The 12,734-nt window shown below is 69.0% G+C and carries 13 protein-coding genes; 11 read left to right on the top strand and 2 right to left on the bottom strand.

The genetic code is table 11. From position 1 onward, the window contains the following. Nucleotide 1 precedes the first annotated feature (1 nt). The 11 genes from H7965_RS23120 (at nt 2) to H7965_RS23170 (ending at nt 10,972) form a co-directional block, all read left to right on the top strand. Nucleotides 2–1,099: a PD-(D/E)XK nuclease family protein gene (locus tag H7965_RS23120; protein ID WP_222440764.1), complete on the top strand. Its 1,098-nt coding sequence runs from the start codon at nt 2–4 to the stop codon at nt 1,097–1,099. Further along, nucleotides 1,096–2,679 carry a DEAD/DEAH box helicase gene (locus tag H7965_RS23125; RefSeq protein ID WP_186772946.1) on the top strand — a complete coding sequence of 528 codons (1,584 nt, stop codon included), beginning with the start codon at nt 1,096–1,098 and terminating at the stop codon, nt 2,677–2,679. The genes H7965_RS23120 and H7965_RS23125 overlap by 4 nt, the downstream gene beginning before the upstream one ends. A 125-nt stretch (nt 2,680–2,804) precedes the next feature. After that, on the top strand, nt 2,805–3,026 hold the full coding sequence (locus H7965_RS23130) for a DUF6511 domain-containing protein (RefSeq protein WP_268239772.1): 222 nt from the start codon (nt 2,805–2,807) through the stop codon (nt 3,024–3,026). Between the two features lie 193 nt (nt 3,027–3,219). Continuing rightward, nucleotides 3,220–5,538: a bifunctional DNA primase/polymerase gene (locus H7965_RS23135; protein ID WP_186772948.1), complete on the top strand. Its 2,319-nt coding sequence runs from the start codon at nt 3,220–3,222 to the stop codon at nt 5,536–5,538. Nucleotides 5,539–5,854: 316 nt separating this feature from the next. Further along, nucleotides 5,855–5,998: a hypothetical protein gene (locus H7965_RS31210; protein ID WP_229682752.1), complete on the top strand. Its 144-nt coding sequence runs from the start codon at nt 5,855–5,857 to the stop codon at nt 5,996–5,998. Next, the gene (locus H7965_RS23145) at nt 5,988–6,542 is read left to right on the top strand and encodes a DUF6456 domain-containing protein (RefSeq protein WP_186772950.1); all 555 of its coding nucleotides are present in this window, start codon (nt 5,988–5,990) and stop codon (nt 6,540–6,542) included. The genes H7965_RS31210 and H7965_RS23145 overlap by 11 nt, the downstream gene beginning before the upstream one ends. Nucleotides 6,543–6,635: 93 nt before the next feature. Continuing rightward, complete coding sequence (locus tag H7965_RS23150) at nt 6,636–6,974, top strand: hypothetical protein (RefSeq protein WP_186772951.1); 339 nt, start codon at nt 6,636–6,638, stop codon at nt 6,972–6,974. A gap of 71 nt (nt 6,975–7,045) precedes the next feature. Beyond that, nucleotides 7,046–7,357 (top strand): HU family DNA-binding protein, encoded by a 312-nt coding sequence (locus tag H7965_RS23155; RefSeq protein WP_186772952.1) that lies wholly within the window; start codon nt 7,046–7,048, stop codon nt 7,355–7,357. 357 nt (nt 7,358–7,714) lie between these two features. Continuing rightward, entirely contained in the window at nt 7,715–9,184 is a 1,470-nt protein-coding gene (locus H7965_RS23160; protein ID WP_186772953.1) for a site-specific DNA-methyltransferase, read from the top strand. Continuing rightward, on the top strand, nt 9,174–10,421 hold the full coding sequence (locus H7965_RS23165; RefSeq protein WP_186772954.1) for a site-specific DNA-methyltransferase: 1,248 nt from the start codon (nt 9,174–9,176) through the stop codon (nt 10,419–10,421). The genes H7965_RS23160 and H7965_RS23165 overlap by 11 nt, the downstream gene beginning before the upstream one ends. A 344-nt stretch (nt 10,422–10,765) precedes the next feature. Continuing rightward, a complete protein-coding gene (locus H7965_RS23170; protein ID WP_186772955.1) occupies nt 10,766–10,972 on the top strand; it encodes a cold-shock protein in 207 nt (68 codons plus the stop codon). 423 nt (nt 10,973–11,395) lie between these two features. Here the strand turns inward: H7965_RS23170 and H7965_RS23175 are convergent, their stop codons facing one another. Both H7965_RS23175 and H7965_RS23180 read right to left on the bottom strand, forming a co-directional pair. Beyond that, the gene (locus H7965_RS23175) at nt 11,396–12,214 is read right to left on the bottom strand and encodes a DUF3489 domain-containing protein (protein ID WP_229682753.1); all 819 of its coding nucleotides are present in this window, start codon (nt 12,212–12,214) and stop codon (nt 11,396–11,398) included. A 95-nt stretch (nt 12,215–12,309) separates the two neighbouring features. Beyond that, nucleotides 12,310–12,537 (bottom strand): hypothetical protein, encoded by a 228-nt coding sequence (locus H7965_RS23180; protein WP_186772956.1) that lies wholly within the window; start codon nt 12,535–12,537, stop codon nt 12,310–12,312. Nucleotides 12,538–12,734 lie beyond the last annotated feature (197 nt).

Genomic DNA, 12,734 nt, shown 5'->3' on the forward strand with positions numbered 1-12,734 from the left:
CATGGCATCACTGCCTCCTCCCGCTACGTCGACGGTGGATGCGATCTACGCCGCCTATGAGGCGGCGGCGGACGCCGGCTGGCGCGAACACCTCGGCGCCTCGGTGATCGGCGCCGAATGCGGTCGTTCCCTCTGGTACTCATTCCGCTGGGCGACGCGGGCACGGCACGCCGGCCGCCTGCTGCGGCTCTTCGAGACCGGCCACCTTGCCGAGGCGCGGTTCGTCGCCGACCTGCGCCGGATCGGCGTGACCGTGCTCGAGGTCGACCCCGACACCGGGCGGCAGTGGACCTTGCGCGACGCCACGGGGCACTTCGGCGGCAGCATGGATGCCGTTGCCAAGGGCTTCCCGGAGGCGCCGGCGACCTGGCACCTGTGCGAGTTCAAGACCCATAGCGCGAAGTCCTTCGCCCGCCTGCAGGCGGAGGGCGTCGCCGCGTCGAAGCCGCTGCACTGGGCGCAGATGCAGGCCTACATGCAGCTCGCCGGGATCGAGCGGGCATTCTACCTCGCGGTCTGCAAGGACACCGACGCGCTCTACCAGGAGCGTGTTCACCACGACGTCGAGGCCGGGCTGCGGCTACTGGCGAAGGCAGAGCGGATCGTCCACGCGGTGCGCCCGCCGGCACGGATCAGCGACGACCCGGCCTGGTGGCAGTGCCGCCTCTGTGACCACCAGGCGGTCTGCCAGGAGGGCGAGGCCGCGGAGCGCCACTGCCGGTCCTGCCTGCACGCGTCGGCGGTGGAAGGGGGCGCGTGGCACTGCGCCCGGCATGGCGTTGCCTTGTCCCGGCAGGACCAGGAGCGCGGCTGCTCTGCGCACCTCTATATCCCCGACCTTGTCCCCGGCGAGCAGGTCGACGCCGGCGAGGACTGGGTCAGCTACCGGCTGCCGGACGGCAGCGAGTGGCGGGATGGCGTGCCGGCTGCAGAACCTATGGTGGTGCCACATGGTCCCTGCAACCGCTGCGGTGCAGACCGATACGAGGTTGGCCCTGGCGCCGGCCCGCATCCCTTCCGCCTGACCTGCACTGCATGCGGTCACCGTGGCCGCTGGCTTGGCTACGCCCAGGCCGCGTCGAGGGGGATCGCGGCATGACCCTCTCCCTCCGTCCCTACCAGCGCGCGGCGATCGAGGCGCTCTACAGCTACTTTGCCGGGAACACCGGCAATCCGCTCGTCGTCATGCCGACCGGCACGGGCAAGAGCCTGTGTATCGCAGGCTTCGTCCGCGAGGCCATCGCTGCCTACGCCGACACCCGAGTCCTGGTCCTCACCCATGTGAAGGAATTGATCCAGCAGAACTTCATGGCGCTGCTCCGCGCCTGGCCGGAGGCGCCCGCGGGTATCTACTCGGCCGGGCTGTCGCGGCGGGACATCCGCGCCCAGGTGCTGTTCGCCGGGATCCAGTCGATTCACCGACATGCCTACCAGGTACAGCGCTGCGACCTCGTCCTGATCGACGAGGCGCACCTGCTCGGCCGCGGCGACAGCGGCATGTACCGCTCCTTCCTCAAGCAGCTGGACGAGATCAACGCCGGCCTGCTGAAGGTGGTCGGCTTCACCGCCACGCCCTATCGCCTCGACAGCGGGCTGCTGCACGAGGGCAAGGACCGGCTGTTCACCGACATCGCCTATGAGGTGCCGGTGCTGGATATGATCCGGCAGGGCTATCTCTGCCCGGTGGTGCCGAAACGGACCGAGACGCAACTCGAGGTGGCCGGTGTCGGTACCCGCGGCGGCGAGTTCGTGGCCAAGGAGCTCGAGGCCGCGGTTGACCGTGACGAGGTCACCCGGGCGGCGGTAGCGGAGATCGTCCGGCACGGCGAGGGCCGCGGCTCCTGGCTGGTGTTCTGCTCCGGTGTCGCCCATGCCCGCCACGTCCGGGACGCCATCCGCGAGCACGGCATCTCCTGCGAGACGGTCACCGGCGACACGCCTGCCCCGGAGCGCGACGGCATCCTGGCGGCCTTCAAGGCGGGGCGGCTGCGCTGCGTCACCAACGCCAATGTGCTCACCACCGGCTTCGACGCGCCGGGAACGGACCTAATCGCGCTGCTTCGACCCACCAAGAGCGTCGGCCTCTACGTCCAGATGGTCGGGCGCGGCACCCGCCTTGCCGAGGGCAAGGAGGACTGCCTGGTGCTCGACTTCGCCGGCAACACGGCGCGGCACGGGCCGATCGATACCGTGGACGGCCGCAAGAAGGAGCCGGCCGGCGATGGCGAGGCTCCGATCAAGGTCTGCCCCGGGTGCGAGACCATTAACCACGCCAGTGCGCGGCGCTGCATCGAGTGTGACCACGAGTTCCCGCCGCCGGCTGTGAAAGTGGCGCCGCAGGCCGCCTCCAACGCCCTGCTGTCGATGCAGATCCAGGCCACGTGGTGCGATGTCACGGCTGTCCGCTACGCCCGGCACGAGAAGCCCGGTAAGCCAGCATCGCTGCGCGTCATCTACGAATGTGGCCTAACGCAGCACAGTGAGTGGGTCTGCTTCGAACATACTGGCTTTCCGCGCGAGAAAGCCGTGGGCTGGTGGCGCCGCCGCGCGCCGCACCTGCCTGCACCGTCAACTGTCGACGAGGCCCTGCAGCACCGCGAAATGCTGCGCCAGCCCAGCGCCATTCAGGTGCGGCCTGCCGGCCAGTACACCGAGATCGCCGCCACGAGGTTCGCGTGAGATGCCGAACCTGCCGACGCCCCGCCTGGCATTGGAACTGGTGGCATCCGTCCCGAACGCTGCGGGTGCACTGGACCGTGCCGAGCTGCTCGCCCTGCTGCCTCAGCCTCTGGAGGGAACGCCGCGTGGTTGATCCCAATGAACAGGAAGTCGCCGCAATGCGCACGGCCGGTGACATTGCCGGCCAGTACATTGAGGCGGTCGGCCGCACCGACATGGCGACCTGGTCGCCTGAAGACTGGCGCGGTTTCATCGAGGCGGTCTGCGGCGCCTATGTCGACGCCCTGGTGGAGCAGCAGATCGCCATCAATACAGCGCTCTCGAAGGTCCAGGGGGTGCCGGCATGAACCTCGCTGCCTGGGTCTTGGTACTGATGCTGAATGGGCATCTCGCCACTGCCACCTTCAGCACCATTGATGCCTGCGTTGGCGCCGGGATGCAGTTGATGGAACGTGAGCCTCCCCTACGCGCCTGGTGCGTAAGCACGCAGAGCGGCGAGCTTCGCTGGCCCAAGCCTTCCAGCATGGCAGGCACCAGGCGGTGACCAGCACTTCCTTCATGGCGGATTATGGCGAGCGGCTGGTCGACAACGGCTATCCTGTCATTCCCATCATGCCGGGCAGCAAGGTGCCGGGGCGCTTCGGCGGTGGGGAATGGTCGCCCTATCCGGACTGGACCCGGCACTGCGACCGGCCGACCAAGCCCTTTGAGATCGACATCTGGCGGCGCTGGCCAGGCTGTGGTGTCGGCATCGCCACCGGCGCAGTGGTCGGCATTGATCTCGACATCCTGGACGGGGCGCTGGCCATCCAGCTTGGGGAGCTGGCGACCACCCTGCTGGGCGACACTCCCTGCCTGCGGATCGGCCGCGCCCCGAAGCGCCTGCTGGTCTATCGCGCTGCAGGACCCTTCGCCGGCCGCAAGCGCCATCCGCTCGAGCTCCTGGCCCGCGGTCAGCAGTTCGTCGCCTACGCCGTGCATCCCGACACTGGCCAGCCCTATGACTGGCCGGAGGAGAGCCTGCTCGACGTCCCCCTGGCCAAGCTGCCGGCGGTGGACGAGGCCGCCTGCCTGGCCTTCCTCGAGGCGGCTTGGCGGGTGCTGCCGGACGAGGTCCGGGTGACCTCCATCCTGGCCAGCGCGCCCAGCAGCACCTGGCGCGGCCCAAGCGATCCCAAGGGCACGCGGGAGGCGCTCGCTGCGTCGCTGGCCTACTTGCCGAACGACGACCTGCCCGGCAACGAGTGGATCACCGTCGGCGCGGCGATCAAGGCGGCACTCGGCGAGGAAGGACGCGATCTCTGGCTCGAGTGGTCCCGGCAGTCCCGGAAGTCGGGCCAGTCCGGCCGCACCGACACGCCGGAGCGACGCTGGGCCTCGCTGCGGCCGCATAGCGTCGGCGCGGGCAGCATCTACTGGCTGGCCGAGCAGCGGGGCTGGGTGCCAGATCCGATGCTGACCCTGAACGGTACCGTGGCCGAACAAGCGGCGCGGCCGCACCCCGCTGCTGGCTTGCTCGCCAAGGCGGCCGCCGCGCCGCTCCCGGCGCCGCCCCAGCCCAGGCCGTACCGCGTGCCGCCGGAGGTGTTGGAGGTGGACGGGGCGTTGCGGCTGTTCTTGGACTATGCCATCCGCAGCGCGGTCAGCCCGCAGCCCTTCCTGGCCTTGGGCGCGGCCATCTGCCTGGTCGGCGCCGTCGCCGGGCGGCGCTACCGCACCCCCACTGACCTGCGCAGCAACGTCTACGCCATCGGCATCGCCGACAGCGGCGGTGGCAAGGATCATGCCCGCCGCTGCGTGAAGCGGGCGCTCTACGCCACTGGCCTGGACCGATACCTGGGTGGCGAGGACCTCGCCTCCTCGGCCGGGCTGCTCACCTCCCTGCAGCGGCACCCCGCGCGCCTGTTCCAGGTGGACGAGTTCGGCCAGTTCCTGAAGCTGGTCCTCGCCCCCCGGGCCCCGGCGCACAAGGCGGCCATCTGGGCGGAGCTGACCAAGCTCTACACCTCGGCGGCAGAGCCTTACATCGGCGCCGAATACGCCGACCAGAAGGCGCGGCCGCGGGTCACCATCGAGCAGCCCTGCGCCTGCCTCTGGGGCGTCACCGTCCCCGGTCCCTTCTGGTCTGCGCTGGAGGGCGGCGCGCTGGCGGATGGCTCGATGGCGCGCTTCCTGGTCTTCCTCACCGAGGAGGACTACCCGGAGCGCAACGAGGCCCCGGCGGCCATGGATCCACCGCCAGACCTGGTCGCCGCCCTGCAGGGGATCGCCCGCGGGGTGCCGGGCCACAGCCATGGTGGGAACCTGGCCGACGCAATGGAGTCCTCGGCACCGATCCACGCCTACACCGTGCCGCTCACCGCCGAGGCTGAGGCCGCCATGGTCCGCGTGCGGCGGGAGGCGACCGAGCTCCTGCGAGCGCATCGCGGCACCTACGCCACGGCGCTGTTCGGTCGCTACGCCGAGAACGCCGCCAAGCTGGCCATGCTGGCCGCGGTCAGCCGCGACCCTGCCAGGCCGGTGACAGAAGCCCGCGACGTCACCTGGGCATCCCGCCTGGTTGAGCACTGCATCGCCACGCTGCTGCGGGAGGCGGAGCGGCGGGTCTCCGACAATGACACGGAGGCTAAGCACAAGCGGCTGCTGGAGATCATCCGCGACGGCGGGCGCCAGTCGCGCAGCGACGTCACGCGGCGCTCGCAATTCCTGTCGCGCCGCGAGCGCGAGGAGATCCTCGCCTCGCTGGTCGAGGCGGGGCTGGTCGTCGCTGAGCAGGAGCCCGGCACGACCAAGCCGACCACCTTCTACACCGCGGTGACGCCGAGCCGGCCGCCGCTCTTCACCAGGGGCACGCGATGAAGAATCTCGTCAGCATGAGGCATCTCTGGGCCGGAACCCCAGACGGACGGCCGGCTCGCGGCGGATCTTCAATAGCTCAATTTTTCACGCGCGCACGCGAATACACATACGCTCGCCCGGACAGGGGAGGAGAGAGACCTATTGAATTATCATTATTATTGAATCTTCTCCCCTCCTCAGGGGACGCCCGCACGTGCGCGCACGCGCGCGAGACGACGGTGGGCGGCGCATGACGCTGTCTGGCGCCCCTCGTCCCCCGCGATCCAGCCTCGATCGCGGCACGCGCAGCCCGACCAGCGACGCTGAGCTCAGCGCCATGCGTGCGGCCGCCTGGCACCGGCATGGCGTCGCGGCACTCGCCATCCACGACATTGCCGACCCTTGGCTGCGCCAGGCGGTCATTAACGAAGCCACGCGGCGCTGGGGCCCGCGCAACGGGGAAGAGGACAATGGCCGGTAAGCGCAGGGCAAAGCGGATCACGCAGAGCGCCGAGGATCTGTCCAAGCCCTCGAAGTGGCGGCTGCAGCACGGCGGCTTCTCCGAGCCGATCCGCGAGGCCGACCCGGAGACGGGCAGTCCGGTGCAGCACCGCCGGGCAGTGGACACGATCGGCCTGATGCTGACGAACGGCACCATCACTGCCGAGATGCACGACGCCGCCGTGCTGTTCCGGACCAGGTTCCGGGCGGCCGCCCTCGACGCCCTGCAGCCGATGCCGTGGGACCGTGTGCCTGGTGGGGTCGGCGACGGCATGACGGAGCGGCAGGCAATGGCGCGCCGGCATGTTGCAGAGGCGATGGACGTCCTTGGTGGCTTCGGGAGTGCGGCCGGCTCAACGGTCTGGCACGTGGTCGGGCTGGAGCGCTCCGTACGGGAATGGGCCCAGCGCCAGGGCTGGGGCGGCCGTCCGGTGGGGGCACCGCAGGCGCAGGGCATGCTGGTCGCGGCGCTCTGCGTGCTCGCTTCTCACTACGGCCTCACCCCGGGCAGGCGGGCAGCATAGCCCGGTGAGGGCAGCCTGAGGTCGGGCGGGCCGACTGGCGGAACAAGGCAAGAACATGCTATACGACCCGCAAATCCCAGGAGCTACCAGCCCATGGCTGCACGGAAACCCCGGGCGGCGCGTCCTGTCGACGCCGCCCTCAATCGCTTGCTGGCGCTCGCCGGCCGCGGCGTATCACCGAACCGCATGGCCCGCGAGGTGGATGCCATCGTCGCGGAGTGGCGGCAGGGTGTGGCGGGCGAGGACGGGGCCGACATCAAGGATCAGTTGGACGAACTCCGCGAGCAGCTCGTGGCCGGCGTCGCGGCGGCCGAGGAGGCCGTGTCCGACGTGGACGCAAGCGATGCGGGTGCGGTGAAGCAGGCGGGGCACCTGCTGGCGTCCCTCGTTGCGACGCGGGACGCTGCGCAGGATGCGCTGGCCGTGGCCTGAGCGGCGTCACCGATTCGGCTGACAGCGATGCTGGTCTCGGCTAAGGGCAGGGCGTCACGAGGAGCCGGTATATGTCGAAGAAGTTTCTAACTGACGTCATCGCTCAGTCCGCTGAAATGCCTGCGGCCGCCGCCGGTCGGGTGGCTGCAGACATCATTGCTGCGATCAAGGCTGAGATCATCGAGACCGGGCGCTTCACCATTCCCGACTTCGGCGCGTTCAGTGTGCGTGAGACGCCGAAACGCACCGCGCTCAACCCCCGCACAGGCGAGCAGGTGCCGGTCAAAGCGGGCGCGACAGTCAAGTTCAAGGCCAGCCCTGCCCTCAAGGAGGCGGCCTTCGCTGGTTTGAAGAAGGCCAAGCGCAAGGCTGCGAAGGGCTGACTACGAGTCCTGCGTGGGTGATGGTCTCGTTGGCCGCGCTCACGCTATCCGGTGCGCTGTTACAATTCACCCCGTGGCGCCCCAGAATCCGCATCCGGTAGAGTGTCGATAGTCGCTGAACCCGCGACCGCGCCGCGGCTGACTAGCCACAGCGTCACCTGATCGAGACAGTGGCTCTCGAGCCGCAGGGTCCTTCCTGCGCCCGCCGTATGCGGGGGGCGGAAGCGCGCAACATCGCTAGCGCCAGGCCATAAATCAGGGTTGCGGTTTGCAGCCTTCCCCCGCGGCTTCAAATCGTTAGCTGCAAACCGACGCCGGGCCGCTGCCCTGCAAACCTCCTGCAAACCGGATGGTGTAATGACGCTCCCCTGGATGGCGGCGAAGATCCTGCTGCGTCCGGTGGCGGAGCTGCGCCCGCATGCCGGCAACGCGCGCGTGCACAGCGCCGCGCAGCTGGAGCAGATCAAGGCCAGCATGCTGGCCTTCGGCTTCACCAACCCGCTGCTGGTGGACGAGGACTGCGTGCTGATCGCCGGCCACGGCCGGCTCGAGGCCGCGACGGCGCTTGGCATCGCCAAGGTGCCGGTGATCGTGCTGCGTCACCTATCCTCGGCGCAGAAGGAGGCGCTGCGCCTCGCCGACAACCGCATCGCGGAGAATGCCCCCTGGGACCAGGCGCTGCTGCGTGATGCGCTGGCCGCGGTGCAGGCGGTGCCGGACATCGACCTCGGCGCGCTCGGCTTCTCGGCGGATGAGCTCGCGGACATCCTCGCGGCGGCTGGAGATGCCGTGTCCGACGGCGACGCGCCCGAGGCTCTGTCCGCGGATCCGGTCGAGGGCGGCGGCGCGACTGGCGCGGCAGGCATCGAGGATGCGCCGGCGGAGGATCCCGCCGATGCCGAGCCGGAGCCGCCGCGCCAGGCCGTCACGCGCCCGGGCGACCTCTGGCAGCTGGGCGACCATCGCCTGCTCTGCGGCGACAGTACCGACGCCGCCAGCGTGGCGCGCGTGATGGGCGAGGACCGCGCCACGCTGCTGTTCACGTCACCGCCCTACGGCAACCAGCGCGACTACACCACCGGCGGCGTCACGGATTGGGATGCGCTAATGCAGGGTGTGTTCCAGCATCTCGACGCGGCGATGCGGCCCGATGGACAGGTGCTGGTGAACCTCGGGCTGATCCACCGCGAGAACGAGTGGCAGCCCTATTGGGCGGCCTGGCTCGACTGGATGCGCGGCCATGGCTGGCGCCGGTTTGGCCTCTACACCTGGGACCAGGGGCCCGGCCTGCCCGGCGACTGGAACGGCCGCCTCGCGCCGGCCTTCGAGTTCGTCTTCCACTTCAACCGCCAGGCCCGGCAGGCGAACAAGATCGTGCCCTGCAAGTGGGCCGGCACGCCGAACAAGGGCAGCGGGCTGCGCGCCGCTGACGGGACCATCTCGGAGTACCAGCATGCCGGGCTGCCGGTGCAGGATTTCCGGATCCCGGACAACGTGCTGCGCCTCACGCGCCACAAGGGCCGCGGGATCGAGACCGAGCACCCCGCGGTGTTCCCGGTGATACTGCCGGAGTTCCTCATGCGCGCCTACACGGAGGAGGGCGAGGTGGTGTTCGAGCCATTCGGCGGCTCTGGCACTACCATCCTGGCCGGCCAACGGTCTGGCCGCCGCGTGCGGGCCATCGAACTGGCGCCCGCCTATGTCGACCTGGCCATCGCCCGCTGGCGCATGCTGCACCCCGACCTGCCGGTGACGCTGGCGGACGATGGCCGCGACTACGACGCGGTCGCCGCGGCGAGGCAGGAGGTCACCGCCGATGCAGCCTGACCTCGTGGTCTCCGCCCTGCCGGTGGCGGCGCTGATCCCCTACGCGGAGAACGCGCGGACGCATTCGCCGTCCCAGGTGGCGCAGATCGCGGCGTCCATTGCCGAGTTCGGCTTTGTGAACCCAGTCCTGGTCGACGCCGAGGGCGTGCTGATCGCCGGGCATGGCCGCGTCATGGCGGCGAAGCAGCTCGGGCTGGTCTCGGTGCCGGTGCTGCAGCTCGGCCATCTCTCCCCGGCGCAGGCGCGTGCCCTGCGCCTTGCTGACAACCAGATTGCCCTCAACTCGGGCTGGGACGAGGCACTGCTCGCCGCGGAGATCGCGCGCATCCGCGACGAGGCGGTGGTCGATCTCGACGTGCTCGGCTTCTCCGGCATGGAATTGGACCGGCTGCTGGCCGCAGCCGATGCCGGTCTCGGCGAGGAGGCCGATGACGCCCCGCCACCGCCCGTGGTGCCCGTCAGCCGGGCCGGCGACCTCTGGCGCTGCGGCGAGCACCGCCTGCTGTGCGGCGACGCGACGAAGCTGGCCGACGTCCAGCGCACCCTCGGTGCCGGCCACCTGGCGGACATGGGCTTCGTGGATCCGCCCTATAATGTGGCCTACGAGGGCGGCACCGCCGCCAAGATGACCATTGCCAACGACGCGCTCGGCGGCGGCTTCCCCGACTTCCTCCGCCCGGCGCTGGCCAACCTGCTCTCGGTGACGAAGGGCGCCTGTTACGTCTGCATGTCCTCGTCCGAGTGGCCGACGCTGCATCGCGTCTGGCAGGAGGCCGGTGGCAAATGGTCCAGCACCATCATCTGGGCGAAGAACACCTTCGCGCTCGGCCGCGCTGACTACCACCAACAGTTCGAGGCTATGCTCTACGGCTGGAAGGCGGGCGCGCAGCACTACTGGTGCGGCGCGCGCGACCAGGGGAATGTCTGGCACTTCGACAAGCCGGCGCGGAACGACCTGCACCCCACCATGAAGCCAGTGGCGCTGGTCGAGCGCGCCATCCGCAACAGCAGCAAGCCACGCGACACGGTGCTGGACTGCTTCGGCGGCTCGGGCACGACGATGATCGCGGCGGAGCGCACGGGGCGGCGGGCCGTGCTGCTGGAGATCGACCCCTGCTACGCCGACGTCATCGTGCGGCGCTGGCAGGAAGCGACCGGCGAGGCCGCCGTGCTGGACGGCGAGGATCGCACGTTTGCCGACATCGCCACTGCCCGTGGCGTGCAGGCAATGGCGTGATCAGCGCTAACCATGTAGAATTCGGCGGCGGAGAACCTGTGCTGGCAGACGCCAGACATTCAGCCCGGCGGCGTAGTGCCATCGGAAAGCCGGCTGCATTCCGCCCTTCCTGTTGGTTGCTTTGCATGATGCAGTATCTGCGTGCTTTGGGGCCTTGCCTCTGGCGTTTATAATCTCTTGTAAATGCGCAGCAGAGCTGTATGGTGCGTGGGTCAGCCTTGTTTGGTTCGGCCTGCTCTCCCAGCTCGTGATCGAGCGCCGAGCCCGCTGCCCGCTCCCTACAGAAGTTTGATCCATCATGCGGGTCCGCGTGGTGGCACGTCATGTTTGATCGGAATACGTCTATGTCTAACGGCACCGTCAAGTGGTTCAACTCGACCAAGGGCTTCGGCTTTATTCAGCCGGAAGACGGCACCAGCGATGTGTTCGTCCACATCAGCGATATGCAGCGCGCCGGCATCCAGGGTTTGAATGAGGGTGACAAAATCACCTTCGACGTCCAGCGCGGCCAGCAGGGCAAGACGTCGGCCTGCAATCTTCGCCTCGCCTGACGCGCGCTCGCGCGACGACTAGTCGGGTGGGCGCCTCGGCGCTCACCCGTTTGCTTCATGCCCCATCGGAGTGTCTGGTGAGGGCCTGATTGGCGGGCGGCTCTATTGAGCGCCAACGGCTTTGTGCCGAGGCCGATCACACAGATACCCTTGTCACTCATTCGCTAAAAGGATCTCGGGAGCTTCGTCCAGGTGGGCGCCGCTGCCGACAACGCACATGCACGCACAAACCTTTCGGGATTCCGCAGAGCAGCCTTCGGCTGCTTCCGTGGCGCCTCAGCTGTTAGCCACTCTAAGCCCCGCACCACGTGAGCCAGAGCTTATCGGCCTTTCCCCTTCAGAAATCCGCCGGATTATTTTCGATCTCATTGGATAGTCCGCCCGGCGATCAGTCTCATAGAGGTGCCATTCCACTGTGAGATGTCATCCGGCCCTGGCGATGCGGTAAATAGTGTAGGATCCCCTCGCGCCCTCCTTGTTCGGGCCGACCTGGCGCACCCGCTCCAGCACGCGGACATCGATGCCCTTCTTCTTGAGCCCGGCGAAGAAGCCCCGGACTGTGTGCTGCGCCCAGCCCGTCGCCTCGGCGATCTGGGCGACCGTGGCGCCCTCGGGCCGGCGCAGCATGGTCAGCACCGTCTCCTGCTTGGTGCCTTCCCGCGGCTTGCGCGGTGCGGCGCCGGTGGTGGGCTTCGCGGCAGGCTTGGCCAGCAGGGCGCGGAGGCGCTCCATCGGTGCGTCCAGGGCGCCGATCATGTCGCCGTCGCGGTTCGTCTCGTCATCCCAGGCGGCGAGCACCGCCGTGGCGGTGTCGCGCAGGCTGGTACGGGGCAAGGCAGCAGGCGATGCGAGGGCCTGGTGCAGGAGAGCAATATCCTCCGCCAGGGACGTGCCCTGGGCGGCTTCGTCGGCGGGCGCGGGGATTGCCCCCGGCGCGACCTCCGGCGCCACCGTTGACCCGGTGTCAGCCACCCTGTCACCTTCGTTCGGATCGATGCCGATGGCGCGCATGCCTTCGTCGGTGATGCGCAGCACCACCCAGGTGCCCGCCTCGTCCTGGCGCCAGCCGAGGCCGACATACTCGCGCGGGGCGTTGATCTCGGTCAGCAGGTTGTTCTTGAGCAGGCTGCGGAACACCGCGTTGCGGGCCGCGGCCGGCAGGCTCTTCGGGGCGACGGCCAGGCGCGCCTCGTGCTGCGCCGCCTTGCTGAGGATCAGGCTCTGGGTCTCGGAAAGCGTCATGGTCGGGGTCCCTGGTGCCGCACCCGATCAGCCGGATGCTACGACCCCGAGCCCCGCCGGCCGTGCCGGGCGGGGCGGTGCGGGAGAGGTCCGCGCTATTCGGCGTGCTCGCCGCGCTTGAAGTAGGCGTCGGTCGCCCGGCGCATCTGCTCCGTGTAGGATTCAAGGTTCCCGACCTGGCCCCAGAGCACCGCCTCGGGGTCGGCGCCGAAGTGGTCCTCGCTCATCTGCTGCAAGTCGGCCAGCAGGGCATCAAACTCGGCCTTCTTCGCCAGGAAGGCTGCCAGGCTTTGCTGCTGGTTGGCTTCGCGCTTGGTGATCATGGTCTCCGTCCTGGTCATCGCGTGACGGTGTCATTCGCGCTGCGACGAACCCGAGCCAAGGTAAGAGGGGCAAAACCTGTGGCGAGGGTGCAGTTTGCCCTTCCCAGGTGGCGGCTGGTCTGATTCGCTCGGGCGCATGGTCCCGCCCGCCGATCCTGACGCGCTGTCGCCGGCCGAGCTGAAGGCGCTGGTCAGCG

This window comes from Siccirubricoccus deserti, assembly GCF_014283215.1.
In the GTDB taxonomy this organism is placed as follows: Bacteria; Pseudomonadota; Alphaproteobacteria; order Acetobacterales; family Acetobacteraceae; genus Siccirubricoccus; species Siccirubricoccus deserti.

Excerpts from the sequence above, each read along its gene's own strand:
- H7965_RS23120 (WP_222440764.1), top strand. The coding sequence starts at position 2 with ATGGCATCACTGCCTCCTCCCGCTACGTCGACGGTGGATGCGATCTAC.
- H7965_RS23125 (WP_186772946.1), top strand. The coding sequence starts at position 1,096 with ATGACCCTCTCCCTCCGTCCCTACCAGCGCGCGGCGATCGAGGCGCTC.
- H7965_RS31210 (WP_229682752.1), top strand. The coding sequence starts at position 5,855 with ATGCGTGCGGCCGCCTGGCACCGGCATGGCGTCGCGGCACTCGCCATC.
- H7965_RS23145 (WP_186772950.1), top strand. The coding sequence starts at position 5,988 with ATGGCCGGTAAGCGCAGGGCAAAGCGGATCACGCAGAGCGCCGAGGAT.
- H7965_RS23150 (WP_186772951.1), top strand. The coding sequence starts at position 6,636 with ATGGCTGCACGGAAACCCCGGGCGGCGCGTCCTGTCGACGCCGCCCTC.
- H7965_RS23155 (WP_186772952.1), top strand. The coding sequence starts at position 7,046 with ATGTCGAAGAAGTTTCTAACTGACGTCATCGCTCAGTCCGCTGAAATG.
- H7965_RS23160 (WP_186772953.1), top strand. The coding sequence starts at position 7,715 with ATGACGCTCCCCTGGATGGCGGCGAAGATCCTGCTGCGTCCGGTGGCG.
- H7965_RS23165 (WP_186772954.1), top strand. The coding sequence starts at position 9,174 with ATGCAGCCTGACCTCGTGGTCTCCGCCCTGCCGGTGGCGGCGCTGATC.
- H7965_RS23170 (WP_186772955.1), top strand. The coding sequence starts at position 10,766 with ATGTCTAACGGCACCGTCAAGTGGTTCAACTCGACCAAGGGCTTCGGC.
- H7965_RS23175 (WP_229682753.1), bottom strand. The coding sequence starts at position 12,214 with ATGACGCTTTCCGAGACCCAGAGCCTGATCCTCAGCAAGGCGGCGCAG.
- H7965_RS23180 (WP_186772956.1), bottom strand. The coding sequence starts at position 12,537 with ATGATCACCAAGCGCGAAGCCAACCAGCAGCAAAGCCTGGCAGCCTTC.